26 protein-coding genes are annotated in these 26,418 nt (G+C 48.3%); 22 read left to right on the top strand and 4 right to left on the bottom strand.

Features of this window, described 5'->3' with window-relative positions; all coding sequences use genetic code 11:
* Positions 1–14: 14 nt before the first annotated feature.
* Entirely contained in the window at positions 15–914 is a 900-nt protein-coding gene (locus M3194_RS12640) for an NADPH-dependent F420 reductase (RefSeq protein ID WP_285889267.1), read from the bottom strand.
* A 105-nt stretch (positions 915–1,019) separates the two neighbouring features.
* On the opposite strand from M3194_RS12640, the gene M3194_RS12635 reads away from it, so the two are divergent.
* From M3194_RS12635 to M3194_RS12600, 8 genes are all read left to right on the top strand, one after another.
* Positions 1,020–1,628 (top strand): TetR/AcrR family transcriptional regulator, encoded by a 609-nt coding sequence (locus M3194_RS12635; RefSeq protein ID WP_251654367.1) that lies wholly within the window; start codon positions 1,020–1,022, stop codon positions 1,626–1,628.
* A gap of 216 nt (positions 1,629–1,844) precedes the next feature.
* Positions 1,845–3,197, top strand: a complete 1,353-nt coding sequence (gene bioA / locus M3194_RS12630) for an adenosylmethionine--8-amino-7-oxononanoate transaminase (RefSeq protein WP_251654890.1) — start codon at positions 1,845–1,847, stop codon at positions 3,195–3,197.
* A 5-nt stretch (positions 3,198–3,202) separates the two neighbouring features.
* Entirely contained in the window at positions 3,203–3,952 is a 750-nt protein-coding gene (gene bioD / locus M3194_RS12625) for a dethiobiotin synthase (protein ID WP_251654365.1), read from the top strand.
* A 17-nt stretch (positions 3,953–3,969) separates the two neighbouring features.
* Positions 3,970–4,956 (top strand): biotin synthase BioB, encoded by a 987-nt coding sequence (bioB, locus tag M3194_RS12620; protein WP_251654364.1) that lies wholly within the window; start codon positions 3,970–3,972, stop codon positions 4,954–4,956.
* A gap of 12 nt (positions 4,957–4,968) precedes the next feature.
* On the top strand, positions 4,969–6,141 hold the full coding sequence (gene bioF, locus M3194_RS12615; RefSeq protein WP_251654362.1) for an 8-amino-7-oxononanoate synthase: 1,173 nt from the start codon (positions 4,969–4,971) through the stop codon (positions 6,139–6,141).
* Positions 6,141–6,890: an alpha/beta fold hydrolase gene (locus M3194_RS12610; protein WP_251654360.1), complete on the top strand. Its 750-nt coding sequence runs from the start codon at positions 6,141–6,143 to the stop codon at positions 6,888–6,890. The genes bioF and M3194_RS12610 overlap by 1 nt, the downstream gene beginning before the upstream one ends.
* Complete coding sequence (gene bioC, locus M3194_RS12605; protein WP_251654358.1) at positions 6,826–7,683, top strand: malonyl-ACP O-methyltransferase BioC; 858 nt, start codon at positions 6,826–6,828, stop codon at positions 7,681–7,683. The genes M3194_RS12610 and bioC overlap by 65 nt, the downstream gene beginning before the upstream one ends.
* A 205-nt stretch (positions 7,684–7,888) precedes the next feature.
* The gene (locus M3194_RS12600; protein ID WP_251654356.1) at positions 7,889–8,287 is read left to right on the top strand and encodes a FixH family protein; all 399 of its coding nucleotides are present in this window, start codon (positions 7,889–7,891) and stop codon (positions 8,285–8,287) included.
* Between the two features lie 118 nt (positions 8,288–8,405).
* Here M3194_RS12600 and M3194_RS12595 read toward each other — a convergent pair whose 3' ends face one another.
* Positions 8,406–9,044, bottom strand: coding sequence for a hypothetical protein (locus tag M3194_RS12595; protein ID WP_251654355.1), 639 nt, complete (start codon positions 9,042–9,044; stop codon positions 8,406–8,408).
* Between the two features lie 32 nt (positions 9,045–9,076).
* Positions 9,077–9,283 (bottom strand): hypothetical protein, encoded by a 207-nt coding sequence (locus tag M3194_RS12590; protein WP_251654353.1) that lies wholly within the window; start codon positions 9,281–9,283, stop codon positions 9,077–9,079.
* A gap of 362 nt (positions 9,284–9,645) precedes the next feature.
* Between M3194_RS12590 and M3194_RS12585 the strand changes: the two genes are divergently transcribed.
* The gene (locus M3194_RS12585) at positions 9,646–10,683 is read left to right on the top strand and encodes a YheC/YheD family endospore coat-associated protein (protein ID WP_251654351.1); all 1,038 of its coding nucleotides are present in this window, start codon (positions 9,646–9,648) and stop codon (positions 10,681–10,683) included.
* 139 nt (positions 10,684–10,822) lie between these two features.
* On the opposite strand, the gene M3194_RS12580 is transcribed toward M3194_RS12585, so the two are convergent.
* On the bottom strand, positions 10,823–11,419 hold the full coding sequence (locus M3194_RS12580) for a BclA C-terminal domain-containing protein (RefSeq protein WP_251654349.1): 597 nt from the start codon (positions 11,417–11,419) through the stop codon (positions 10,823–10,825).
* A 271-nt stretch (positions 11,420–11,690) separates the two neighbouring features.
* On the opposite strand from M3194_RS12580, the gene M3194_RS31265 reads away from it, so the two are divergent.
* The 13 genes from M3194_RS31265 to M3194_RS12510 all read left to right on the top strand — a co-directional run bounded on the left by M3194_RS31265 (position 11,691) and on the right by M3194_RS12510 (position 26,197).
* Positions 11,691–13,088, top strand: a complete 1,398-nt coding sequence (locus tag M3194_RS31265) for a YncE family protein (RefSeq protein ID WP_285889251.1) — start codon at positions 11,691–11,693, stop codon at positions 13,086–13,088.
* Between the two features lie 483 nt (positions 13,089–13,571).
* The gene (locus M3194_RS12565) at positions 13,572–14,399 is read left to right on the top strand and encodes a GDSL-type esterase/lipase family protein (protein ID WP_251654347.1); all 828 of its coding nucleotides are present in this window, start codon (positions 13,572–13,574) and stop codon (positions 14,397–14,399) included.
* 12 nt (positions 14,400–14,411) lie between these two features.
* Positions 14,412–15,398, top strand: coding sequence for an ABC transporter ATP-binding protein (locus M3194_RS12560; protein ID WP_251654346.1), 987 nt, complete (start codon positions 14,412–14,414; stop codon positions 15,396–15,398).
* Entirely contained in the window at positions 15,391–16,377 is a 987-nt protein-coding gene (locus tag M3194_RS12555) for an ABC transporter permease (protein ID WP_251654888.1), read from the top strand. Before M3194_RS12560 ends, M3194_RS12555 begins: the two co-directional genes overlap by 8 nt.
* 200 nt (positions 16,378–16,577) lie before the next feature.
* A complete protein-coding gene (locus M3194_RS12550; protein WP_251654887.1) occupies positions 16,578–17,264 on the top strand; it encodes a response regulator transcription factor in 687 nt (228 codons plus the stop codon).
* Positions 17,261–19,069, top strand: coding sequence for a sensor histidine kinase (locus M3194_RS12545; protein WP_251654344.1), 1,809 nt, complete (start codon positions 17,261–17,263; stop codon positions 19,067–19,069). The genes M3194_RS12550 and M3194_RS12545 overlap by 4 nt, the downstream gene beginning before the upstream one ends.
* A 286-nt stretch (positions 19,070–19,355) precedes the next feature.
* Positions 19,356–19,898 carry an N-acetylmuramoyl-L-alanine amidase gene (locus M3194_RS12540; RefSeq protein WP_397334328.1) on the top strand — a complete coding sequence of 181 codons (543 nt, stop codon included), beginning with the start codon at positions 19,356–19,358 and terminating at the stop codon, positions 19,896–19,898.
* Between the two features lie 18 nt (positions 19,899–19,916).
* Positions 19,917–20,792 (top strand): carbohydrate ABC transporter permease, encoded by an 876-nt coding sequence (locus M3194_RS12535; protein WP_251654340.1) that lies wholly within the window; start codon positions 19,917–19,919, stop codon positions 20,790–20,792.
* A gap of 29 nt (positions 20,793–20,821) precedes the next feature.
* Positions 20,822–21,682 carry a carbohydrate ABC transporter permease gene (locus M3194_RS12530; RefSeq protein ID WP_397334327.1) on the top strand — a complete coding sequence of 287 codons (861 nt, stop codon included), beginning with the start codon at positions 20,822–20,824 and terminating at the stop codon, positions 21,680–21,682.
* A gap of 12 nt (positions 21,683–21,694) precedes the next feature.
* Positions 21,695–22,804: an efflux RND transporter periplasmic adaptor subunit gene (locus tag M3194_RS12525; protein WP_251654337.1), complete on the top strand. Its 1,110-nt coding sequence runs from the start codon at positions 21,695–21,697 to the stop codon at positions 22,802–22,804.
* 34 nt (positions 22,805–22,838) lie between these two features.
* Positions 22,839–24,260, top strand: coding sequence for an ABC transporter substrate-binding protein (locus M3194_RS12520; RefSeq protein ID WP_251654335.1), 1,422 nt, complete (start codon positions 22,839–22,841; stop codon positions 24,258–24,260).
* Positions 24,261–24,417: 157 nt separating this feature from the next.
* Entirely contained in the window at positions 24,418–24,987 is a 570-nt protein-coding gene (locus M3194_RS12515) for a dihydrofolate reductase family protein (protein WP_251654333.1), read from the top strand.
* A gap of 208 nt (positions 24,988–25,195) precedes the next feature.
* Entirely contained in the window at positions 25,196–26,197 is a 1,002-nt protein-coding gene (locus tag M3194_RS12510) for an aminoglycoside phosphotransferase family protein (protein WP_251654331.1), read from the top strand.
* The last annotated feature ends 221 nt before the right edge of the window (positions 26,198–26,418 follow it).

Here is a 26,418-nt window from a genome sequence, read left to right as displayed (position 1 = left end):
TCCTTAATCCTTACTTAATCCAATCGTTTATGCTCAAATACGTATGCCAGAATATCTGCGGGATTTTTGCCCGACATAAATTGATCGACGATTCCCTTAGTTGCTGCCGCTTCAGTCCATTGGTTCGATTCCGCCAGAACTTGAATGGCCTGGTCGAAGCTCTGAAAGAACGCAACTTGCATCTCCTGTGCCGCTTTCAGTTCTTCTTCGCTTGCACGGACGCCAGACGATTCCGGCTTCCGCTCCCGGGTCGCTTGGGATAGAGCTTTACGAAGATCTTCTGCGCCAAGATCCGTGCAATAGGCCGGCGATCCCGGCTGTTGACGCCATGATTCGTCCAGACTGCCGGCATCTACGGGAATAAAACCTGCCTCGGCTACCAACTCGGATACGATCGCCTTAGCTGCAGCGTCATCGCCGGACACGGGCAAAGCCAATCGACTCGGAAGTTTCGACTGAATTTCTTCCGTCAAGTTATACCAGTTCGTGGCATTAAACGCTTTGATGACCGGATGCTTGATTTGCTGCTCAACCCAGCGGCTTTCGGGCAAACCGTTCTCGATCGGCTCAATTGCGCCATCGCGGTGCAACGGATAGTAATTGCCGGCATCAACGACGACCGCTCCCGGAGCAGTTCGATCGAGGAATCCAGCGGGCAGATTAGGAATTGCTTTTGTAGGAATGGCGATAATAACGACATCGGCTGCAATAGCGACGTCCTGGACCGTTGCCGCCGTTGCTCCCGTCTCCTTGGCTAATTCATGAAGCGCGGGGGAATTACTCGAATTGGCGATCGTTACAGTATGTCCTTTTTGAGCGAAAGTCCGAGCTAGACTACCTCCAACGTTGCCTGTTCCGACGATAGCGATTTTCATATTGCATAACCTTCTTTCTTCGTGTTTGTATTGTGTCAGCCATATGTGACCGCGGTCATATGACTACAGTCATAATACTGCGGTCATATTTGTTTGTCAATTCCCCAAGCATGCGTTATAGTTTAATCGTGGAGGGGATATGGGATGTTGGAAAAAGAAACAAGTCGCCATCTGAAAGGGAAAGCGACGAAGAAAAAAATATTCGCCATTGCCAAGGAGCTTATCCTGTCCAAGGGATATAACAAAGTGACGGTCGATGAAATTTGCGAAAAGTGCGAGATATCCAAAGGGACTTTTTATATATACTATAAATCCAAAGAAGACATCGTTAGGAAGCTGTACCGGGACGATATGTCCGAATACATGGACGAGCATTTCGGGAAGTACGTGCAAGAGAATAAAGACGCGAATCCGGCAGACAAACTTAAAACCTTTATGATGGTTGCGCTGGGTTTTCCTTCAACCGTCGGCGAAGAGCTCACTAAGCTCACTTTCGTTGTCTACCTTTCCCTTAACTCAACCGAAACCTCGTTTTTCAGTGACTGCATAAAACAGGAACTGTTATACGAAGCTATTGAAGAGGGGAGAACGCAGTCCCTATTCAGCAAAGACTTGTCCACGGAAGAAATCGTTAATTATGTTTACTCTTTCTTGACTGGAGCCTGTATCACTTGGTGTCTATCCGAAGCCGGCTATGACATGGGGAAAGAGAGCGAAAAGTACGTGGATGCCCTAATAAAGGGTCTCCAATGATGTTCCAGCCCATTTTTTTTGTACAATACAACAGCCTCCCTTGATGGACAAGGGAGGCTGTTCGTGTCATGCAATAAATTGAATACTCCGCCCTTTTGCCAAACCTAGCAAAAGGGCTATTCTCTTTACATCGAAGTATCGATCTGCTAGTATTGCTAATTGTTAACCTGTAAACGCGAACTTAGGTTAACAATTAAAATGTGGATGGTGAACATGATGCTAACAGACTACGAACGGCTTGCTAACCTAAATAAGGATTACTTGTGGAATCCTTTCACTCAGATGAAAGACTACATATCCTCTGATCCGCTTATCATTGATCGCGGTGAGGGAATCAAACTCTATGACGTGCAGGGACGCGCTTATTACGACGGCTTCTCCTCTGTCTGGCTTAATGTACATGGCCATAATGTGCCGGAATTAAATCAGGCGATCACGGATCAGTTAAGCAAAGTTGCTCATTCAACCTTACTCGGAATGGCTAATCGACCCGCAATTGTACTGGCGGAGAAGCTGGCGGGTATTGCGCCGAGGGGTCTAAATAAAGTTTTCTACTCTGATTCAGGAGCAACCGGCGTTGAGATCGCAATCAAAATGGCGTTTCAGTACTGGAAAAATAAAGGAGTAAATAACAAAAAGACTTTCATCACAATGAATCAAGCGTACCACGGGGATACGATCGGAGCCGTGAGCGTCGGCGCGATTCCGCTCTATCACGAAGTTTTCCGTCCCATGTTATTTCCTTCGCACGTCATTCCCTATCCTAACGCATACCGCCATGAAGGCGGCGAGGAGATGGCATTGGAGGCAACGTTAACCGCACTTCGCAATCTGCTCGAGACACGCGCAGAGGAGATTGCAGCGCTGATCGTGGAGCCGATTGTTCAAGGTGCAAGCGGCATCATTACGATGCCGCCAAGCTGTTTGCGCGAGATGGCCGTCTTATGCCGACAGCATGATGTGCTCCTGATAGCCGACGAGGTTGCAACGGGTTTTGGCCGGACGGGTGCTATGTTTGCCTGCGATCTCGAGGATGTAAGTCCGGATTTGATGGTTGTCGGAAAAGGTCTTACCGGTGGCTATTTGCCCGTGGCAGCGACGCTGACAACGGATGAAGTATACCAAGCCTTTTACGCTGATTATGAGGAACAAAAGACCTTTTTCCATGGACATTCCTTTACGGGCAACCCGCTTGGCTGCGCAGTCGCTTTGGCAAGCTTAAAGCTCATGGAAGAACGCAGGATGATAGAAGGGGTAGGGGCAAAGGCAGCATTCGTCGAGCAAAAGCTCTCAAAGCTAAAGGACCGGCCGCATGTCGGCGATATTCGGCAAAAGGGACTCATGGTAGGCATTGAACTCGTTTTGGATAAGGCTTCGCGCAAGCCCTACGAGTGGGCTGAACGGATAGGCGTTCGCGCAACTCAGCGAGCCAAGGAACTCGGGATGCTGACAAGGCCGCTGGGCAACGTGATGGTCTTCATACCTCCGCTCGCCAGTACGGAAGCCGAGCTAGATGTTATGACGGATATTTTGGCGAAATCCATAATTGACGTCACCGAAGGCGGATAAGCGGAATGAACCAGGCCATTGCGAAAACAAACCTATCCGGGCTATTCGTGACAGGCACGGATACAGGGGTCGGAAAAACAATAGTGGCGGCAGCCATTGCCGCTTCGCTTCGTGCCGAAGGGTTGAACATTGGCGTATGGAAGCCCGTCCAATCTGGTGAAAAGATCGGAAGCGGATTAACCGATGCCGAAAGACTTTTGCATCTTGCGGGCATAGAGGACCGGCCTGAGGTCGTTGCTCCTTTTACATTCGAAGCCCCGGTAACTCCGATGCTAGCTGCCAAACAGTCCGGCGTAACGCTAACGTTAAAAGGGCTTATCAACGCGGGAGCACCGCTTATTGATCGATACCAGGCTTTAATCGTCGAAGGCGCCGGCGGCGTCGCCGTACCGTTGACCGAAGACGCCCTTGTGGCGGATTTCATTTCCGAACTCCGGATGCCCGCGTTGATCGTTGCCAGATCCGGACTAGGTACGATTAATCACACGCTATTAACCGCTTCCTATCTTAAGCAATTGGGAATTGACATCATTGGCGTCATTATGAACGACATCGAAAGTGCGGAGGCGATTGACGATCCGAGTATCGCAACGAACGCAGAGCTTATCGAACAATACGGCGGACTTAAGGTCTTGGGCAGATTAACGCATGTTCATAACGAAATGGATTCGGAGACGTTGATACCTATATTTCGAGAAAGAATAGAGCTCGCACCAATCAGGGACGCATTAGCAGTTCAAATCATGGGAGGATGATAGAGGTGGATAGCAATATGACAGCTACAAAATGGCAATTCCTTGCCGCGAAAGCACTAAACGGTGAACGCTTGACGTTAGAGGAGGGGCTCTCCGTACTCGAAGCCGACAATGATGAAGTGCTTCTGATCATGAATGCCGCATTTACGGTGAGAAGGCATTTCTACGGCAAAAAAGTGAAGCTGAACATGATTATTAACGCAAAAAGCGGCCTTTGCCCCGAGGACTGCGGGTATTGCTCGCAATCGATCGTTTCGACGGCGCCGGTCCCCAAATATACGATGCTTGATAAAGAAACGCTGCTTGCCGGTGCACGTGAGGCAATGGCTCGCAAGGCCGGGACCTATTGCATCGTAGCAGCCGGGAAAGGCCCTACGGATAAAGAGCTTAATCAAGTCGTTGATGCCGTTATAGAAATTCGGGAGACGATGCCGTTGAAAATTTGCGCGTGCCTGGGCATTCTGAAGGATGAACAAGCGAAACGTCTTGCCGAGGCGGGGGTACATCGTTACAACCACAATCTGAATACGAGTAAGGCGAATTACCCTTCCATCACTACGACCCATACTTATGATCAGCGTGTTGAAACGGTAGAGAAGGTTAAGATGCACGGCATGTCTCCTTGCTCCGGCCTTATTATCGGCATGGGCGAGACGCATCAAGAAATCGTTGAAATGGCTTTTGCGCTCCGTGAACTCGACGCGGATTCGATCCCGATTAATTTCTTGAACGCGATTCCGGGGACTCCTCTGGAGCATGCGGGCCGCACCCCATCGATGAAAGCTTTGAAGGTACTGGCCTTATTCCGACTGGTTTGTCCTTCTAAAGAAATCCGCGTAGCCGGCGGCCGCGAAGTAAATCTCCGAACCTTGCAGCCTTTGTCTCTATATGCCGCAAACTCTTTGTTTGTTGGCGACTACTTAACGACGGCCGGCCAAGAAGTGTCTGCCGATCATCAGATCATTGAAGATTTGGGATTCGAAATCGAGTTGAACGCTCTGTAAGGCGCTGACACCATGCAATGGATGGATCAGGAACTCAAATTATTGTCAGCCGCTTCGCTAGAGCGTTCTTTGCAGGATAGCCGCATCGACCTCGAATTTCCCGGATACACGGTGCGGAGCGAACGCACATTGCTTAATCTTTCTTCCAATAATTATCTTGGGCTCGCGGACCATCCTGCTATCATCGAAGCGATGAGGGAAGCCCTGTTAACCGAAGGTGTCGGATCAGGGGCTTCACGTCTAGTAACTGGCAACCGGACGCCTTACTACCGCCTGGAGCAAGCTCTGGCAGAATGGCAGGGCTGTGAAGCTGCACTCGTAATCGGGAACGGTTATATGGCTAACTCTGGCGTCATTGGAGCGCTAGTTGGCCGCGGAGATGTCGTTTTTAGCGATCGCTTGAACCACGCAAGCATCGTAGACGGCGTTGTGCTCAGTCGCGCGGAGCATGTTCGGTACCGTCATAATGACATGGAGCATTTGCGGACATTATTGAGCAAATACCGCGATCGCCGTCGGAAGCTGATTGTAACGGATGCGGTCTTTTCCATGGATGGCGATAAAGCCTGCCTTGGCGAACTCGCTCTACTCAAACAAGAGTTTGGCGCGATGCTTATGGTGGACGAGGCGCATAGCGGGGGGATTTACGGAAGGCGGGGCGAGGGATTGTGCCATGAGCTTGGAATACAGGAGCAGGTCGATATTCATATGGGGACGTTTAGCAAGTCATTTGGTATTTATGGTGCTTATATTTGCGGCAGCCATACATTGATTCGGTGGCTTATTAATCATGCTAGACCGCTCATCTATTCGACGGCGTTGCCGCCTTCTCTCGTGTCCGGTATTTCCAAGGCGTTAGAGTTGGTCATTTCGGATCACTGGCGCCGGGAAAGATTGTTTGAAGCAACCCGAATATTTCGGTCTTCGCTTCGGCATTCCGGTTTCATAATCGGCGACGGCGACTCGCCAATCGTCCCGTTGATCGTAGGCAATAATGAAGCTGCTATGCGTTACAGCCGCGAGCTTGAGACACAAGGGATTGCGGCGGTTGCCATACGTCCTCCGACGGTTCCCGACGGCACAGCCCGCATTCGATTTTCATTATCTGCCTTGCATTCGGACAAAGAACTGTCAGCTGCAGCCGATTGCATCCGCACCATCGGACAACAATTGGAGGTGCTGTGATGACTGTAGTGGATGGAAGCGGTACGATCCTGTGGTTAAGCGGATGGAGCATATCGGATTCCATATTCGACAGGCTTCGCGAAGCGTTGCCGGAGTATCATCATGCAGCCGTTGACTATAGCGAAGCAGATACGCAAGAGGAAATGATACATCTAACGGAGTTAACAGCAACATACATACAACCCCCTTTATTAATCGGGGGTTGGTCCCTCGGTGCATTGTTGGCTTTAAGACTCGCCGTCAAGGGTATAGCCGACGGTCTTTTGTTATTTGCCGCGACTGCACAGTTTACTCGTCCCAGTGGGGAGCTCGATCGCGGTTGGGCAGATGTCTATGTGAGGAAGATGTGTGCCGGACTTGAGAAAGATCGAGAAGCTGTCGAAACAAAATTTCGACGACTGCTTTTTACAGAGAAAGAGCTAGAGATGAAAATAGATCAGAATTTGCCCCCTCAAGGGATGTGGTCCGTCCAGGCCTTAATCGGTGGGTTACAAGTTTTACTCGAAGAGGAAGTCTTGTCGCGATTGAGCCAAATTTGCTGCCCCGTTTATTTGGTTCACGGTACGGAAGATGTAGTATGCCCTTACGGAGCAGCACTGGAGCTTGCTACATTGATTCCTCATGCCAGACTGGATTCCATACCTGTCAGCGGTCATGTACCGTTTCTCGGAAGGGAAGAGGAAATTGCAAAACGATTCAGGAGTTGGTGGCATGAACAATCGAAAGACGGCAATTCAGCGTCAATTTAACCGAAGTGCCGAGAGCTCCTATAACATTCATGCCGAAGTACAGCGTATGATGGCAGCTCAGCTTGCAAAGTCGCTCATAGAGCGGAATGGCAGAGGAAAGGCTGCGGAATCAAAAGTGCTGGAAATCGGCTGCGGTACAGGTCATTTGACAGAGATTTTACTGAACCAGTGGCCGCATGTCTCGATTACCGCGCTAGATCTGGCACCGGCAATGATCAAAGCTGCGGAACAACGCTTTAAATCGAGACAATCGGCGGATATGCGTTTTCTCCAAGCCGATGTGGAAATATGGGCAGCCGAGGCCCCATCGGATTCCTTCGACCTCATTGTTTCCAGCGCTTGCTTTCAATGGCTAAGTCAGCCGAGGCAAACGTTAGGCCACCTGAAGAGGATCCTTCGAGAGGGGGGTTACTTGGTATTTGCGACATTTGGGCCGAGAACGTTTTATGAACTGCATGAAGCTTTTACCGAAGTTTACCATGCAAATGGAATGGAGCCGCAGCGGCACGGATTAGCCTTTCTGTCACCAAAGCAATGGGAAGAAATTCTTATCGAGACTGGGTTTTCTACTATCTATTGTCACCAAGAGACTCAAGTGGAAACCTATCCTTCACCAAGAGATTTCCTTCAATCTATAAAAGAGATTGGCGCAAGTACCTCAGAAGCTATCCAAATAGGCGGGTTAAGTCCGAGGAAGCTGTTCACTGAAATGTATAAGGCGTATGAGGAGAAGTTCAGCATAAAGGACGGTATCGTTGCCACATATGAATGCCTCTTGTTTGAAGCAAGATAAACTAATCATGCGGATTTCTTGTGCGACAAGTAAGCAAAGAAGAATCGGTACATCCTATGTAAAGAAACTGTTCCAATTTGGACATGGCTTTCATCCTTATAGCTCTATGTTCTCGAATGTCCCCGTGCTAAACTGTTTTCAAGCACTAGAAGTGAGGGGTTAACTTGAATGAATCACGCAAAAATGATGGCCGACGGTGTATAGGATGATGAAAAACAAAAAGCTTTACGCAGCAGCTGCAATTCTCGCTATGTTGATCATCCTGCTCGCAGGTTGCAGTCTTGGATCAAAAATGTCGTCAAGTCCGTTCCTAGATGATCTGAGTATCTCGATGGAGGATACGCCAAACAAGGGCGACAAAACCGCCCATGCATACAAAATGGAAATTAAAAATTCGGCCGGCGAACTGGTTGATGTCGACCGTGTTCGAATTCATCTTTCCATGTCCATGACAGGCATGAACCATAAACTGAAAGCAGAGATGGAGAGGAGAGGCTTAGGAGAATACTATTCCAAGGTTTATCTTCCCATGAACGGAGATTGGAAGGCGATTATTTCGCTGAAGAAAGACAATCATGAAAGAGAGATCAGCCTGCAGCTCTAACTAGTCAAACAGAACATCAAAAAAATAAAAAGGATAAAAACCATCGTCTTTATTAGACGATGGTTTTTCATATGAGTAGGCAGTAATAACAGCCAGGTGTCAAATAATGACGCGGAAATTAAGAAGGAGTATATGAAAGACTAGCACTAAAGGAGAGTTGAGTAATATCAGCTGCCGAGGGATCCGTAGACGCCAGTGTTCTTACACGAATACCAATACGATCACCTGCAGCAACGGTTAATGATCCGCCAATATTAATATTCGTCGCGGTTCGGAAAGTCCCCGCTGTAATGATATTATTAGGAAATCCGAATCGAACCGAACTCGTAAGCGGAGTTGTTACGTATGCGGAAGAAGCATGATCAATCCCATTATTAGGAACTGACGGTGCGAGAAAGACTGTAAAATCATATTGCAGACCTAGAGTATTTATTGAGACCACAGAAGCAACCAAAAGATCTGCACTTATTTGCAAATTTTGAATGGTACCTGCAAAAGGAATCGGGAAAGCAAAACCGCCTGCTTCTGGCGGCATAGTTGATTCACCGGCACCATTAATAACTTCGACCGTGTGATTACCAAAACCCATTAGAATGGGAGCTGCCGATACGACTGCAGCACCACTTAAGATGATTCCGGTTGAGAATGGAATTAGTCCTCCTGCAAGTCCTGCCGGGCCGGTTGCACCGGTTGCTCCAGTTGCACCTGTCGCTCCCGCAGGTCCTGCGGGTCCAACTGGACCTGCGGGTCCTGCCAAACCAGCGGCTCCAAGTGCACCTGCAAGCCCCGCTAGTCCGGCGGGTCCAGCTGCTCCAATTGCTCCTGCAAGTCCTGCAAGTCCAGCTGGCCCAAGTGCACCTGCAAGCCCTGCTGGTCCAGCTGCTCCAATTGCTCCCGCAAGTGCTTGCAGTAATTGCGGTCCTTCTGCCGGAGGCCCTGGAGGCCCTTGCGGTCCTGGAGGTCCAGGTGGACAATTACATCTACCCATAACTTCATCTCCTTATTTTAGTTGCCTATGAATATCCCAACACTAAGCTGCCACAAACGACCATATTTTTAGAATAATAAGTACAAATATATACCCATAGACGATGTTAATGTTAGCCACTTACATACCCTTACATATAACATCTACATAGTGAGTACTCTTTAAATTATGTAGCGGTACAATATAATGCTTGGATATTTGTCAGGGAGACAAGTGACACACGTCAATTATCATGGGGGAAAACCTGCCCAGCGAGTCATGCCAGCCCGGCATTCGCCTAAAAATCTGTTCAGCTATGTTATTGTCCAATACCATGATGGTTAGGACAGCATTAGATAGTTGAGAGATCTAATGCGGGGAAGTGACAGGATTGGAGCAACATCCATTAATTGGCATCCTTGTACCTACAAGAAAGAGTAGAAAAGGGATGCTTAAGCTTTTTCAACGTTATCATAATCTAAAACTGAAGCTTTACGCCTTTACTCCGGCGGATATTCTTTGGAAAAAAAAACGTATTATTGGACTTAGCCTGAAAAAGGGCGTATGGAAACAAAGTTCGTTTCCTTTTCCCCATGTCGTGTATAACCGGTGCTATAACAATCAATTAACAACCATTCAACGACTAGAGGAGAAGATAGGCGGGAACAAATGTTTCAATCATATCAATCAATTTGATAAATGGGATCTCTATACCCAATTAAAACAATCCAGTCTTAAAAACTATATTCCAGTCACTTTCATGTATCATGAAGCGAATATACCAGAGCTATTAAATAAATATAAAATAGTATACATTAAGCCTCCTACCGGATCTAAGGGGGCGTCCGTGTATCGGGTTGAACGAATGGATAACGGAGAGGTACACATCTTTTTGCACAGCTTGGCTCCAAGATTTATTTGCAGAAAAAATGAAATCATTCAGGAAAAATTAAATGAAATCCTCGGACAAAAGAAATACATGGTGCAGCAAGGGATTCGTATGACCCAATTAGAGAATCAGAATTTTGATATCAGGGTCCTTGTTCAAAAAGGTATTCTTGGAGAATGGATCGTTTCCGTCAAAACATGCAGGGTCGCTTATGAACATTACTATAATACGAGTATGTGTGAAACGGTTTATGCTGCTGAAGAAATTCTTTCTCGGTTTTTTTCACCGGAGAAATGGATTAGAATCCTACAATCTCTGGATGAGATAAGTGTAAACGCTGCAATAGAAGCAGAATCTAAGATAGGTTCATTGGGAGAATTAAGCGTGGATTTTGTATTAGACGAACATAGAAAGCTATGGATTATTGAACTTAACGGAAAACCCGAAAAAAATATGTACCATGACCTTAAGAGTTATAAACTAAATAGCCTGATTTATAGCAGACCATTGGAATATGCTTATTATCTTTCTCAATGTTGAGAACGCAAGATCACAGTGGGCATACGGCGGTTCTTACAGTTGACCAGTAGAAAAATATGGACCTTAAAAATGAACCGCAGAATCGCGGTTCATTTTTTTTTGAATATATCAGCCTTTAGATTGATTCAGTTGAAGTTCGTTAATTTAGTTTTTTGATTAGGATTGATGCATTTACGTTTGGTTGAGTACCTCCGACCAAAGTCCGAAGAGTTACCGCTGCCACCGAACTATGGTTACGTAACGTAAGGACATCACCAGCTGACAGGGCGATTATAGCCTGCCCGTTATTTTGTTGCGTACCGGCACCGGAGCCGTATATGGTACCTGGAACCAGAATGCCGTTTAAGAATAATGCAAATTGACTTGGTCCCTCACCTGAAGCAGAAACAGTAAGTTCGTAATGGCCAGGACTCATAACTGTAATCTCGGCGGTACCCGGTGCATGAATAATCCCAGGTGTGAGTGTACCATTTGTATCAAAAATTACATCTTCTTCTTTGGCTACAACTTGCCCGGCTAAATTGTAAATATAACCGAATTCGGATACGAATGAGGGAGCCACGGCTCCGGCTGTACCTATGGCGCTTTGAGGAATGTTTACCTGTACAATTTGTTTTTTGACGATAATTTTTTTACAGCAACAACTTTTCTTAGACTGATGCCTTTTCTTGGCAGGGCATATAGCGTCAGTTTTCTTTTTGCAGCTCTTTTTTGGTTTTACCGCAGGACAACCCAATCACAGCACCTCCATTAGAATTGCTGTATACTATGACTTTTATCTTTTTATAGCATGGATAGATGTCTTTTAATTATTAGAGATAGTCATCTATTTCTTTTAAATATGGGCTATGGTGATGTCCTTTTACTGTCAGCTTCGCAATTACTAGGGCGGATATATCAGGGCAATCAACCTATTTTTTTATTAAGTAGACCGATGTCTATTAAATGCCCATTCATCCAATAGATGAACGCCATACAATGGTAGGTGTCTATAAGGAGGTGTATGGATGAGTCGTCCAATCCATCGGCGTAAACATGGGACGAAAAAGAAGAACGTTCAAAAAAACCTCTGTAATAGGAAAAAACGAGCTTCGAAAAAAGGTTTCTTTTGTAAAAAAATCGTTGCCAGAAAACAAATCATTCATGTAACGATTCCTCAAGGAGCTTTAGGCTCCGTAGGTCCCGCTGGTACGGTTGGTCAAGCAGGAAGCGTCGGCGCTGCGGGTACGGTCGGTTCGGCAGGCAGCGTGGGCTTTGCGGGGATGGTAGGTGCTGCAGGAGCAGTAGGTAACGCAGGGGCAGTAGGTGCTGCAGGAGCAGTAGGTGCTGCAGGAGCAGTAGGTAGCGCAGGTGAAGTAGGTGCCGCAGGAGCGGTAGGTACCGCGGGGGCAGTAGGTGCTGCAGGCATGGTTGGGTCTGCCGGAGCCGAAGGACCAGCCGGTATGGTAGGTCTTACAGGAGCAACAGGAGCTACAGGAGCAACGGGTGCTACGGGACCAGCCGGTACCTTATCGGTTAATCGTATTTATGTGGCAAACTTCAATAGCAACAATGTGTCCGTAATAGACGGGCTAACGAACGCGGTCATCGCTACCATTCCGGTTGGGGTTAATCCTGCTGGGATAGACGTTAACCCGTTAACCAATCGAATCTATGTTGCGAATGTAAACAGCAATGAAGTATCCGTCATTGATGGATCGACCAATACTGTAATCGCCACCTTACTCGCAGGGGATGGATCCGGGGATGTCACTGTCAACTCGGCAACGAACGCGATTTATACGGCGAATTTCAATAGTAATGACATCACGGAAATTGAAGGATTAACCAATACCGTGGTGACTACCTTCACTCCTGTCGGAGGCAACCCTTTTCCGACGGGGATAGCTGTTAATCCGTTGACCAATCGAATATATATCGCGAATTTTAATTCCGATATCGTAACTGTGGTCGATGGCACGACGAATACGACAATTACCAGCATTCCAGTTGGGGTTAATCCGTTCCGCGTAGGAGTCGATCCGGCTACTAATCTAATCTATGTTTCGAATTTTACCAGCAACTTTGTTTCCGTCATTAATGGCGCTACCAATGTCGTAGTGGCAAATATTCCGGTCGGGATTACTCCAGGTGAAGTAGGAGTTAATTCTTCGACGAATGCAATCTACGTACCCAATCGGAATACGGATAACGTATCGGTCATAAGCGGACTAACGAATACGGTTATTGCCACGATTTCGGTTGGGATTAATCCGAATGGAGTAGGAGTAAATCCAATAACGAATCGGATCTATGTTACTAATCAAGATGATAATAATGTGTCGGTCATCGATGGCGAAACCCAAACGGTCATTACTACGATCCCGACGGGGGCGCGTCCATTCGCGGTAGGCGTAAATCCTTAGGACTAACGATGGGACGGTGATTTGTATGAGGGAAGTTCGAACGACAAATGAATTACTGGAACGGTTGTCTAAATTGACAAAAGAAGATTCGGTATGTCAAATCTTGATCCCCGGAATTGGAACCTTCGTGGTCGTCTTGCAAGAGGTAAACGATCACTACCATTCAGAAATGCTTGATGATGAGAAGCAACGTTCTACCATGTCAGCATCCGAACTTTCGAGAAATCCATATCTCTTAGATTAGAGAGCTCATGCTATAAGCCGATCTTTGCCAATAAAGATCGGCTTATTTGTCGACTGCATGGGGCGTAACCGCGCATGAAATTACCCCATGTTTGGTCTGCAGATTGTGCTCTGAAAGGTTGAGGTCATCTTTCCTATAAATGGGCATAATTTGCAAATCAACTTAGAAAGCATTACTTTAAAAAGACGAAGTATAAGTGAAAGCCATTGCTTTCAAACAATCGAGGAGAGACCACCAAGATGAGACCGCTATCCTCCGGAAATTTATGGAGAATTATCGGCATTTTCGCCGTTTTGTCGACCCTGCTGCTGGTTGCGGGGTTTGGATTCGCCGTCAAGGATTTGCTTTATCCGAAAGGGGGAGCGTTCACGGGGAAATCGAACGTGCCGGCGCTGCCGGCCGAAGGCAAGCTAAGCGAAGGCAAGGACATCGTAATCACGGCCATCGGCGACTCGCTGACAAAAGGAACCGGAGACGCGTCGGGCGAAGGTTACGTCAAGCAGCTCGTCGCGCTGCTGAAGCAGAAATACCCGGACACGTCCGTCCGACTCAACAACAATTTGGCCGTCAACGGCTTGAAGGCCGATTGGCTGGAGCAGCTGCTGGAATCCGATAAGGGCTACAGCTTCGCACTGAGGCAGGCTAACGTAATCGTATTCACCATCGGCGGGAACGATTTGTTCCAGATCGCCTCGGGCACGAGTCCAGGCAAAGCGGCGGACGGGTTGAACCTGGATAAGCTGAAGGCCGACTTGCCTCAGGCCTTGAACCGGCTGGCGAAGGTGGTGAAGCGGCTGCATGCGATCAATCCCCATGCGCAGGTCGTATACGTCGGCATGTATAATCCGTTCTACAATATTCCGGAATATCGGGGCGGCTCGCTCCAGATCCAGCAGTGGAACGAACGGGCGTACGCTCTGCTTCACCAATACTCCAACATGACGATGGTCCCGACGTTTGATCTGTTCGAGAACGCGATCGGCCGGTACTTGTCGTCGGATCATTTTCATCCCAATCACGACGGGTACGCGCAAATCGCCGCCCGCATCGTGCAGTCATTGGAATAGGAGGGAACGCGCATGCAACACGCGAGACAGGAGGCCGTACTTTCGGCCCATCAGGACGTCGTGCTGTCCGTCCGCGACATCAAGAAACAAATTGGCGGCAAGCCGATCATCAAGGACGTCACGTTCGAGGTCCGCGCCGGCGAAATCTTTGGGTTTCTCGGGCCGAACGGCGCCGGAAAAACGACGACGATCCGCATGCTCGTCGATCTGATCAAGCCTTCTTCGGGCGAGATTCGAATCTGCGGCGAAGACATCGCCCGTCATCCCGAAGCCGCGCTGCGTCACGTCGGCTGCATCGTCGAAAATCCCGAAGCCTATTCCTACCTGACAGGCTGGGAAAATCTCGAGCATTTCGCGCGCATGCAGCGCGGCATCGATAACGCACGCATTCGCGAAGTCGCAGCCATTGTCGGGCTCGATGCGCGCATTCACGATAAAGTAAAAACGTACTCGCTCGGCATGCGGCAGCGCCTTGGCATTGCGCAGGCGCTGCTCGGCCGGCCAAAGCTGCTCATTCTGGACGAGCCTACGAACGGGCTTGATCCGAAGGGCATCAAGGAGCTGCGGGAATTCGTCCGCATGCTGGCGGATCAGGGCATGAGCCTGTTCATCTCGAGCCACCTCTTGAGCGAGATCCAGCTGATGTGCGACCGCGTCGCCATCATCAGCCGCGGCGAGGTGCTGGCCGTCGGCACGGTGGACGAGCTGATCCACGGCGCGGACAATTACGTCGTCTGGCAATTCGAGCAGCCGGAGGCGGGGCGCCGTCTGCTGGCAAGCGAAAGCGACGTCGAACTCGTGGCGGAGCACGAGCACCGGATCGACGAGAGCTTGCTCGGGATGAGGGAGGCAATCATCACGGCGATGAGCCCGGACCGAATCCCGTCCCTAGTGGAGAAGGCCGTTCGCGCCGGCATCGGCATCGTATCGGTGCACAGCATCGCGCCGACGCTGGAGCAGTTATTTTTACGGATGACGGAAGGTGAAAGCATTGGATAGACTGCTCCCGCTCATACAAAACGAGACGCTCAAGATTTGGAAGAAGAAGCGGTTCTTCGTCATCTTGCTCGTGCTGCTGATTCTCATTCCGATCTTTACGTACGCGCAACATCGCATCGACGAGACAAACAAGAAGAATTTCAAGGATTGGCGCAATCAGCTCGTTCAGCAAATCAGCGAATACCAAAACACGCTCGCAAGCGACAGGATCCCGGAAGAATGGAAGCTTTCGCGGCGTATCGCCGTACAGCAGCTCCAGTATTATCTGGATCACGACGTTAATCCGAACTCGCCGGACGGCGTCACGTTCACAAGAACCTTCCTATCGAACGCGGTCACGCTGTTCTTCCCGCTGCTCGTGCTGGCCCTCGCTTCCGACCTCGTATCGGGCGAAAGCGCGGCGGGAACGATTAAGATGCTGCTGACGCGGCCCGTGCGCCGATGGAAGATCCTATTCAGCAAACTTGTCGCGCTCAGCCTCTACGTGTCATTGACCGTTGTGATGACCGCCGTTCTCTGTTATCTAATATCAGGCGCTGTATTCGGCTACAAAGGGTGGGAAATGCCTGTATTTACAGGTTTTGTGATAAACGGTTCTTCAATCGACAGCGGCTTCGCGCACGCGATTCCGCAAGGGCTTTATCTGCTGATGGAAGCCGGGCTGATCTGGGTGTCAGCCATGACGGTAGCCCTGCTCGCGCTGATGGTGTCCGTGCTCGTGCGCAGCACGGCCGCGAGTATCGTGACAATGATGGCAGCCGTCATTTCCGGAACGATATTATCGAACATGGCATCCTCCTGGCACAGCGCGAAGTTCATCTTCTCCGTCAATCTGCAGCTGACGGATTATTTGGCGGGCTCGCCGCCACCGATCACGGGCATGACGCTTGGCTTCTCGCTTGTTACTTTAGCTTGCTGGGGGATTGCTTCCCTGATCGTATCGTTCTCCGTCTTTACGAAACAGGACATCTTGAATTAAAGCGGTAGTTGAAAAATAACAAGAGCGATATGAACCTATTGACCTTAATAGATGGGCCAGCGAAAGTCGCATATACTGCGGCTTTTATTCTTTATCTCATCTTCACATCATCTGTTTATCATCTTAATGTGCTTTCCTTAATATAGAAATGAACGAAAAGTGGATACACTGAAGCTAGAACATCGCGAAACGGGAGCCGCATAATGAAAACAATCTTGATCGTCGAGGATGAGGAAATATTACGTGAGATTAGTAAGGACTACTTCTTAAATGAAGGCTATAAGGTGTTGGAGGCGGCGGATGGGAAGTTAGCTCTGGCGTTGTTTCAAGATCATGAAGTAGATCTGATCGTGCTGGACATCATGCTGCCGGAACTCGACGGTTGGTCAGTATGCCGCCGGATTCGCAAATCCTCGAACGTCCCTATCATCATGCTAACGGCCCGCGTCGATGAGGATGATACGCTGCTTGGATTTGAGCTTGGCGCGGACGACTACGTGACGAAACCGTATAGTCCGCCAGTTCTGCTCGCAAGAGCGAAACGACTGCTTGAAAGCCGCAGCAAGAGCAGCAAGCCGTCGCAACCCAAGGATTCCTTATTCATAAATGACATTAATGTCCACTTCCCATCGCGGACCGTTACGATAAACGGGGCAAGAGTAAATTTTACGCATACCGAATTCGAGATCCTCACGTATCTTATGGAAAATCAGGGAATCGTCATTACGCGAGAGCAGTTGATTACAAAAGTATGGGGCTATGCGTATATCGGAGACGAACGCACGGTGAACACGCATATTCGCAACTTGCGTACGAAGCTTGGTGACAAGGCCACCATGATCGTCACGATCGTTCGGACAGGCTACAAATTCGAGGCACAAGCATGAGAAGCTCCGTCGTACTTAAATTGTTCTTCCTGACGACAACGTTGTGCATACTCATCCTAGCAGTCATCTATGTGGGGCAAACCATATTTTTCAAAGAATATTACGCGAACCGGAAAGTAAACGACTTGCAGACAAAGATTGACGCGTTCAAGTCGGCTTACATGAATACCGCCGGCAATTCAATCGCGATCCAGACGCTTGAGCAAGACTTCTATCGATCCAACAATGCTTCGATTACGGTTCTAGATCATGATGGAAACCTAAAGGATGTCAACGATTTCTATTTAGAGATTAAATTGCTCAAGACTTTGACGAAAGAAGAAGAGAAGATGCGCATTAAAGTCCCTCTCTATCAGCTTATGAGCATAGAGGAGGCTGCTTCAGGCCAATTGTTGATTGCTCGCGGAGACCAAGTGTTCATTAACGGGATAAAAAGTAACTCCATGTTCATTCCCATTGTGGTGCAGCATCCTTCCGGGGAATTGCTGTATGAAAACGAGACTTTCAAGCGTAAAGTTTATAAAGGCAATGTGAGGTTCGAAGAAAGCAAGGATTGGAAGGACTCGAGTCCTTCCTCTTACATGAGTCTTTTTGGAGCCGTCTCAGACATTCAGCTTCCGAGCAGCGGAGGAGCATCGGACTTCATCTATTCCAATAAGCTCTTCTTGGACCAGATCAATGCCTATCAAGCAAAGCTGTTATTTGAGGGCAACCAGCTGACAGATTCGATTCAAATACAGGATTATGAACAGAATAACGTGAAATATAAGCTATTCATCCAGCCCGTACATTACGACAATGGTACAACAAACTACATCTTCGTTATGGCATCGCTGCAGCCGGTGGACGAAGCCGTACAAATGATGAAAGACTATTATGTCTATATCGTCCTATTTGTACTGGTGCTGATATTGATCGCGTCGTTATACTTCTCATTGAAAATCGCTAAACCGCTCTTGCGCATTAATCAAACGACTAAAAAAATTGCAAATCTTGATTTCTCGGAGACGATTCCGATACGTTCCAAGGATGAGATAGGCGATCTGTCCCGCAATATCAATCAATTGTCTGGGACGCTGCACTCCTACATCGGGAAACTGCGGGAAGATATAGAGCGAGAGAAACAGCTGGAGAATACGAGAAAAGAGTTCATCTCCGGCGTGTCCCACGAGCTCAAGACACCGCTAAGCGTGATGAAGAGCTGCATATCGATCCTAAAGGACGGCGTAGCCGCACACAAGAAGGACCATTACTTTGAAGCAATGGAGAAAGAAGTCGACAAGATGGACCATCTTATTGTCGACATGCTTGAGCTTGCGAAATACGAGTCGGGGACGTACAAGATGAAGATGGACACCTTCTGCATCGATAAGCTGATCGACTCCGTATGCGAGAAGCTGGCGCATGAGTTGGCAGCCAAAACGCTGCGTTTGAGTATGCAGCTTATTCCTGCCCTTGTCGTTGCCAATCAACACCGGATTGAACAAGTCATCATCAATTTCATGACAAATGCAATACGCTATACGCCGAAAAATCTGGAGATCATTGTTTCGGTAATCGAGGAGACGAATCACATTGTCGTCCGAGTCGAGAACAAAGGCGCTCAAATCCCGGAGGAGCAGCTCGGTAAAGTGTGGGATCGCTTCTATCGGGGCGATACGGCGAGGAAACGTTCCAATGGCGGAACGGGACTTGGGCTTGCCATCTCCAGAAAGATATTGGAGCTGCACGACGTTCATTATGGCGCGGCCAATACAACGGATGGCGTTGTGTTCTTCTTCAGCTTGAATAAGAAATGTGAGTAACCGTTTTTTTTCTGTTGCCGCATGCCAAACAGGTGAAATCCACCTGCTTGGCATGCGTTTTTTTTGCGCGTTGCGAATCTTTATTTCATCTTGATTTTGGCTCCATTTCGTCTTAACCGGCCGTGATTATGATGAATCTATGAAAACCACTACTAAACTTATAGCTATAGCAGTTGTCGGAGTCGTATTGTCAGCCGGATCATTTCAGCTTCAAACGGAAGGAGCAATAAAAGCGAAGCCACGCGTTGGCCAATCCATGAACTTAGAGGCGAATACGGGAGCGAGTATGCCCTTGAAAGGAAAAACGATCGTGCTTGATCCCGGGCACGGCGGCAAGGATGTCGGTTCCATCGGAGGTACTGGAACCTATGAGAAGGACGTGACGCTGCCTACAGCGCTACAAGTGAGAGACAAATTACTTGAGCTGGGTGCAACGGTCGTAATGACGCGCGATGCCGATACGGCGATTTCGCTGGATGCAAGAACGGAGATCGCGCAAGAAGAGAATGCGGACTTGTTCATCAGCATCCATTTCGATGCGTTTCAAACGGGCGATGTGTACGGAATGACGACATACTACTACAACCCGCAGAATCAGGAGATCGCTCAGAAAATTCATGAAAAATTCCATAAGGCGGATCTGCTGACGAAGGATCGGGGAGTGAGATTCGGCGACTACCATGTGATTCGTGAGAACACAAAGCCGGCCGTGCTGCTGGAGCTCGGATACATTTCCAATAAAGACGAAGAAATACGGATGCAGTCACCATCCTTTCAAGACGAGATATCGACGGCCATTGCCAGCGGCGTTGTTGACTGCCTTCATTAACCGCGGGAGAAATAGAAAATGGTATTGTTTCGTAAAATCATTCGGCAACACTGCGTCGTTGCAATCGGATTTCTGGCCCCCAGCGTAATCGGCTTCTCGATCTTCTACTTGATCCCTTTCGCGATGGGCGTGCGGTACTCCCTTATGAATCGATCGAACGGGGGCTCATTCGTCGGACTGGCCAATTACAAGGAGCTGCTGGCGAGTGATTCTTTCCTGAAGGCCGCAAAGAATACGTTCCTGTTCACATCCGTCAGCGTACCGATCACGATCGCCTTATCGTTATTGCTTGCCTTGTTGTTAAACCAAAGCATTTACTTCCGCAATTGGCTGCGAACCGCATACGTATTGCCGCTTGTCTTGCCAGTGACATCCGTTGTCTTGATTTGGCAGGTACTGTTCGACTGGAACGGAGCGGTGAATAGTTGGCTTCACGAGCTTGGCGTATCGCGGATCGATTGGATGAAGTCGGAATGGGCAAGAGGCGTGCTCTCAATCGTGTATGCCTGGAAGAACATCGGGTACAACATCATCCTGTTCTTAGCCGGCCTGCAGAATATCCCGAAGGATTATTATGAGACGGCTGAGCTTGAAGGCGCGGGCGCCATTCGTAAGTTTACACGCATTACGCTCGTCTATTTGACGCCGAAGATGTTCTTCGTTGTCTTGATGGGATTGATCAGCTCGTTTCGGATCTTCAGGGAAACGTACCTGATCGCAGGCGATTATCCGCATGACAGCATCTATATGCTGCAGCACTACATGAATAACATGTTCTTGTCGCTCGATATTCAGAAGCTCACCTCTGCCGCGGTAATCATGGTGATATGCCTGATCGTGCTGGTGACCGGAATGTTTACTTTGGAGCGGCGTTTTACGAGTGACTTAGACTGACGGGAGGAGCCTTGAATTTGAAAGTTGTCATGAAGAAAGGCGCGATCACGCTGCTTCTATGCTTGCTTGCGATCTTGCTGCTTCTGCCGATTCTCATTTCCTTCACCAATTCGCTAATGACGGAGCAGGAGATTGGATCGAACTATGATTTGATTGGGGCAATGACGGATGCGGCAAATGGCGGAGAGGATGCATTCGTCAATCTGAAGCTCATCCCTGATTGGGTATCGTTCGAGCAGTACTATAATGTGCTGATCGAGACGCCAACCTATTTGAACTTGTTTTGGAATTCCGTTTACATGGTTGCGTTCATTATCGCGGGGCAGGTTATCGTCGGCGCACTAGCGGCTTATGCCTTTGCGAAGCTTCGCTTTCGGGGGCGAGATCAAATGTTCTTCGTTTACTTGATCACGATGCTAATGCCGTTTCAAGTGACGCTCGTGCCGAATTATATCATGGCGGGCAAGCTTGGACTTCTGAACAGCGCAAATGCCATCATTTTGCCCGGTATCTTCGGCGCTTTCGGCGTGTTTATGCTAAGGCAGTTCCTGCTTTCGATTCCAAACGCTTACGTTGAGGCAGCTCATATGGACGGAGCCGGTCATAGCCGCATTTTTATGCAAATCATTCTTCCGCAGATCAAGCCAGCGTTGGCGGCGCTTATCGTGCTGTTGTTCGTCGATTATTGGAACATGGTGGAGCAGCCGCTTATTTTTCTCGACGACGACTTCAAGCAGCCGTTGTCCGTGTACCTGTCCGTTATCCAGCAAGAGGCAAGAGGAGTAGGTTTTGCCGCGTCCGTCTTCTACATGCTGCCGATGGTCCTGTTGTTTTTGTATGCGGAATCTTATTTTATCGAGGGCGTTCAAACGTCCGGTATTAAAGGCTAGGAGGATCGTCTAGTGGAAAGGCAGCATAACCGGGATGAAACGAAGTCTAGGAAGAATAAGCTCCGATTGGTTTTCATCTTATTTGTGAGCGGATTACTTGTGCTTACTTTGTATAGCAATACGTTGTTAACGATGAATCTCACGAAAGTATGGACGATCGTAGGGCGCCAGGAGGAACTCGTTCAGAGTTTTAACGGCAGCGGCATGTTAGAGCCAGTCAGCGAAGTTTCTTTATCGAACAAAGCAGGGTGGACTATAAAAGCCGTCAAGGTCCGGGCAGGAGGTCTCGTTAAGAAGGGGCAGACGTTAGTCGTTTACGAAAGCACAGAAGCCGAGAATCAATATATGGATGCCAAGGTGCAGGTTGAGCAGCAGCAATTGGCGATAGAAGGCTTACAAGACCGATATATTGAAGCGGCCTCAAGCGGTGATGACACCCAGTTGCGCAGTGCAAATCGGGATCTCGAGAGCGCACGTCTTACGCTAGACATGCAAAGGCGGAATCTCGATACCATGAAGGCAAATCTAGTCAGCAACCGTGAGCTGAAAGCACCGTTCGACGGGATTGCGATGAAAGTGAATGCTGTGGAAGGGCTAAGTTCTGCAAGTGCCGGCCCTGATGTACTAGTCGCTTCCTCCATTCAGGGTTATCAATTTCATGTTCAAGTCCCGGCTACAATTAGCGGGCATTTCAAGATTGGCCGGAAGCTGGACGTCCATATCGGTCAAGAAGACAAGGCGACAACGGTAGAAGGGATCGTGTCGGGGATGGAAAACAAGGAATCCCAAGTGAATATCGCGGTGACCGTAAAGAATGAACAAATCCGAGGAGGCGAACAAGCGCTACTTGATCTCAAGTTTGTTTCCGATAAGACTAGCGGAATTCTGGTTCCAAGCAGCGCTATTCACAAGGAAGGCAGTGAAACGTTTGTTTACATTATTGAGGAGCGTAAAGGCCCGCTTGGCAATACGAGCCATGTTCGTAAGATGCCGGTAAAAACCGGCGATTCTAACGAATCCGAAACGGTCGTTCAACAGGGGATCTTCCCGGATTCGCCAATCATCCTGCAAAGCAGTGAACCGGTAGTTACGGATGGTGAACGTGTTCGGGTCATGCCATAATCACAAACAACCAAATAGAAAGAGGGAACGGAAAATGAAGAATATGTTAATCCTGATGATGAGCTGTATCATGTTGGTGTATTTATCTGCCTGTAATGGAAACGCCAATAATAACACTGGCGGGAAATTAACACAATCGGGCGCACAACTCCCCCAAAAAAACGCAAACGATGATCCAAGTGCTTCTGCGAATAAGGAAGCTGACGCCACTCCACAGGGATTGAAGCCTCTAGACGATACACCGAAGACGATCGTTGTATCGATTCTTGGCATTACTCCGTTCTATAAGCTTGCAAAAGAGAAATACGAAGCGCTTCATCCGAATACGACGATTCAATTCAAAGAGTTTACTTCAGGCAGCATGATGAGTGCCTCTGAGGTCGAGAGGTATATCAAATCGACAACGACAGAGGTCTTATCTGGCAAAGGCGCGGATTTATTCGCGTTTACGACTGTTGAATTGCCCATCGATAAATACGTCAGTAAAGGAGCGTTCGAGAACATAGACGTTTGGATGCAAAGCGATACCGGTTTCGATCAAAAGCAATACCAGATGAACATTATAACAGGCTCCAAAATGAACGACGGCCTTTACATTATGCCTGTCGAGTACTGCTTGGAAGCTCTGTATGGTGATGCAGATGGACTTAAGGATGCGGGCATCACGATTGACGATAAGGACTGGACGTGGAGCCGGTTCGCCGAAATCAGCATGCAGTTGGCAAGCAAGAACGGAAATTCCTACACCATGAACTATTTACCGCCTGAGGCGATGATCAATAATCTCGTGTCTGACAACTATAACCAATTAATAATTGGAGAGAGAGGCAAGTTAACATTCGACTCTACCGTCTTCACCAAATTACTATCGGAAGTGAAGCAGGTATACGATAAGAAGGAGTTAAGCGGTGAAGCATCGAAAAAAAGTCTCCTTACCTATTCACTAATGAATTCTCCAAGCGATTACCTTGTAAGACTAGCCTCTTACTATAAGAATGGCAAGGTTTATCAGAAGCCGCATGCTGCGGATCAACAATCGGGTGTCTCTTTCCTCGCGACGAATCAAATCGCTATGAATGCGAATTCGGAGATCAAGAGGGATGCATGGGAATTTATGAAGTTTCTGCTGTCGGAGGAGGTGCAATCCTATCCTCATCAAGCGGGTTTCTCGATGAACAAATCAGTGAATGAAAACGCAATCCAAGATGTATGGAAGAATGGTATCGATAAGGATGTTGGCGCCAAAGGCGGAGGTTCCGTGGTCGAAGTAACGGAGGAGAAACTTGATGTTCTTCGGGACATGCTCTCCGAAGCCAGCTTAAGAAATATAGGCTATGAAACGACAATCCAAAAAATGGTCTCCGAGGAAGTAAAAGCATTCTTCACCGGGCAGAAATCCGCCGATGCCGTCGCTCAATTAGTACAGAATCGAGTTACTACGTATTTGAATGAATGATTTTTTCCTCCATATTGATATTATAATTGCTATCATTCCATTTTTCGCTTGATCCTTACGTAACGTAATGATTTATAGTGAACCTAAGAGCAGGACGAAACACGAGCCTACTTCCAAAAAACGATTAACCAAATTCGAAATCGGAGGAGAAGCAGACATGAGAAAACTCGTATTGTTCATGCATGTGTCGCTGGACGGTTATGCGTCGGATTCAAACGGAGGACTAGCTTGGATTCCGTACAACGAGGAATTAGAGAAATACGCCGAGGAGGTCGTAGCCGAAGTCGGCTCTCCCGTATATGGGAGAACGACGTATCGGATGATGGAAAGCTACTGGCCTACGATGCTGGACAATCCAAATGCGTCGCGGCACAGTATGGAGCATGCCAAATGGCTGCAGGATGTTAAGAAGATCGTCATCTCCGGCTCGATGGACATTGCGGAATGGAATAATACGATGCTGATCAAGGACAATATCGCAGAGGAAATCAAGGCGCTCAAGGAGCAGCCTGGCAAAAATCTCGTTATCTTCGGCAGTCCGGGGGCGGCGAAGTCGTTGCTCGAGCTCGGCCTAATTGACGAATTCCTGTTGACGATTTGTCCGGTCATCTTAGGCGGGGGAAAATCGGCATTCCACGTAGGCGGCGAGAAACTCAAGCTCAAGCTGCTGTCCAGCCGAACGCTCAAGTCGGGCATTATCGCGACCCGCTATGAGCTGGAGAAATAATCAGTACGGCAACTCACATGAGTTGCCGTTTGTTATGTACCGGGAGGATAGCTTATACGACGGAGAAAAGCCGCAATTGTTAATACAGCAAAAGCCAGAATAGTTATAACTAAAGTCGTCCCAAAATAAGGGATTGCATTTGATATAATCATCTAAGCAGCTGGTTAACGGTTGTCGTCTCTTACTCGAAACGAAAATGGAGGAATACATGAATATTGAACATGAAAAGCTGATAGATGCTTTAAACCAACGGTTCGAGACGGATATCATCTCCGCCGACTACCAAACTCTATCATTACAGGGCGGAACTGTGGGCAAGGTGTACCTGGTAACGGGGATCGCTGAAACCGTCGACGGCAAAAAATTGCCGTATCGTATCGTGCTGAAAATCCAAAAAAAATGGGAGCGTTACGGCGATCCGGGCTCATGGCGTCGGGAATATGATCTCTATTCATCTGACCTGGGAGCGACGTTCTCTCAAGCCCTCCGCTGGCCGATATGTTATCACGCCGAGCTCAATGCCGAAGAAAATGAATACCAGCTGTGGCTGGAATATATGGATGGCGTATCCGGTTTAGATTTGACCGGAGACATGTATGAAAAGGCCGCGCTGGAGTTAGGACGCTTTCAAGGCAGGCTCTATGCGGAGCAGCCCGCCGTGCTGAATTGCCTGACCAACCTGAGCCATGCGGATCTCATGAAGCAGACGTACCTGCATTATCGGTCATGGCCGGTCGTCTACGATTATATACGCTCGGAGGATTGCGAATTTCAGCTGCATGTGCGCCAAATGCTCATCGACATCGATGAGCATGCAGACGAGATATTCGCCCGTATCGAAAATTTGCCCCTCGTGCTATGCCACCGGGACTTCTGGGTAACCAACCTGATCTATGCTGACGGGAATATCACGTTAATCGACTGGGATACCAGCGGATGGGGTTACCTGGGCGAGGATCTCGCAAGCCTGACCGCGGATGAACCGGATATTGATCATATGGCCGAATACTACCGGCGATGCGTCCCCGCGTATTACAAAGGCTTTTCGGAGTATGCGCATGAATCCCACCAAATCACCGATCATTGCGTCTATGAGATGATTCTTCTCGTATTCGGGTACAGGCTTGTAGAGGGGTATCTCCATGCAGAGACTGATGACGAGAAGACGAAGCATATCCATACTCTCCAAAAAATCTATGAAATGAAGTAAGGAGGGACTAAGCGTAAAAATGCGACAGCAACTGGCGTGCAACGTTCGATTGCTTTTTTTATCCCAAAGAGGAGGACAAAAGTCAATCGATATATTTGGGAAGTCAATCCAAGAACAAAGTTACCGTACGTTGAAGGTTATCAATCGATTCGACCTATGCTGGTCCTTATTTTAAGGAAATCGGTGGGTTATTGAATAGAGCCGACAAAGGAGAACGAAGC

It is taken from the genome of Paenibacillus glycanilyticus (assembly GCF_023715145.1).
In the GTDB taxonomy this organism is placed as follows: Bacteria; Bacillota; Bacilli; order Paenibacillales; family Paenibacillaceae; genus Pristimantibacillus; species Pristimantibacillus glycanilyticus_A.
Note: the sequence above shows the minus strand (reverse complement) of the source record. Positions and strands in the feature narration are given on the sequence as shown.

Bases quoted from the DNA above. Each gene is read 5' to 3' on its own strand.
- bioF (WP_251654362.1), top strand. From the start codon at position 4,969: ATGCAATGGATGGATCAGGAACTCAAATTATTGTCAGCCGCTTCGCTA.
- M3194_RS12600 (WP_251654356.1), top strand. From the start codon at position 7,889: ATGATGAAAAACAAAAAGCTTTACGCAGCAGCTGCAATTCTCGCTATG.
- M3194_RS12635 (WP_251654367.1), top strand. From the start codon at position 1,020: ATGTTGGAAAAAGAAACAAGTCGCCATCTGAAAGGGAAAGCGACGAAG.
- M3194_RS12530 (WP_397334327.1), top strand. From the start codon at position 20,822: ATGAAGAAAGGCGCGATCACGCTGCTTCTATGCTTGCTTGCGATCTTG.
- bioA (WP_251654890.1), top strand. From the start codon at position 1,845: ATGCTAACAGACTACGAACGGCTTGCTAACCTAAATAAGGATTACTTG.
- bioD (WP_251654365.1), top strand. From the start codon at position 3,203: ATGAACCAGGCCATTGCGAAAACAAACCTATCCGGGCTATTCGTGACA.
- M3194_RS12610 (WP_251654360.1), top strand. From the start codon at position 6,141: ATGACTGTAGTGGATGGAAGCGGTACGATCCTGTGGTTAAGCGGATGG.
- M3194_RS12545 (WP_251654344.1), top strand. From the start codon at position 17,261: ATGAGAAGCTCCGTCGTACTTAAATTGTTCTTCCTGACGACAACGTTG.
- bioB (WP_251654364.1), top strand. From the start codon at position 3,970: ATGACAGCTACAAAATGGCAATTCCTTGCCGCGAAAGCACTAAACGGT.
- M3194_RS12540 (WP_397334328.1), top strand. From the start codon at position 19,356: ATGCCCTTGAAAGGAAAAACGATCGTGCTTGATCCCGGGCACGGCGGC.
- M3194_RS12520 (WP_251654335.1), top strand. From the start codon at position 22,839: ATGAAGAATATGTTAATCCTGATGATGAGCTGTATCATGTTGGTGTAT.
- M3194_RS12515 (WP_251654333.1), top strand. From the start codon at position 24,418: ATGAGAAAACTCGTATTGTTCATGCATGTGTCGCTGGACGGTTATGCG.
- M3194_RS12560 (WP_251654346.1), top strand. From the start codon at position 14,412: ATGCAACACGCGAGACAGGAGGCCGTACTTTCGGCCCATCAGGACGTC.
- M3194_RS12565 (WP_251654347.1), top strand. From the start codon at position 13,572: ATGAGACCGCTATCCTCCGGAAATTTATGGAGAATTATCGGCATTTTC.
- M3194_RS31265 (WP_285889251.1), top strand. From the start codon at position 11,691: ATGAGTCGTCCAATCCATCGGCGTAAACATGGGACGAAAAAGAAGAAC.
- M3194_RS12510 (WP_251654331.1), top strand. From the start codon at position 25,196: ATGAATATTGAACATGAAAAGCTGATAGATGCTTTAAACCAACGGTTC.
- M3194_RS12535 (WP_251654340.1), top strand. From the start codon at position 19,917: ATGGTATTGTTTCGTAAAATCATTCGGCAACACTGCGTCGTTGCAATC.
- M3194_RS12590 (WP_251654353.1), bottom strand. From the start codon at position 9,283: ATGAAGTTATGGGTAGATGTAATTGTCCACCTGGACCTCCAGGACCGC.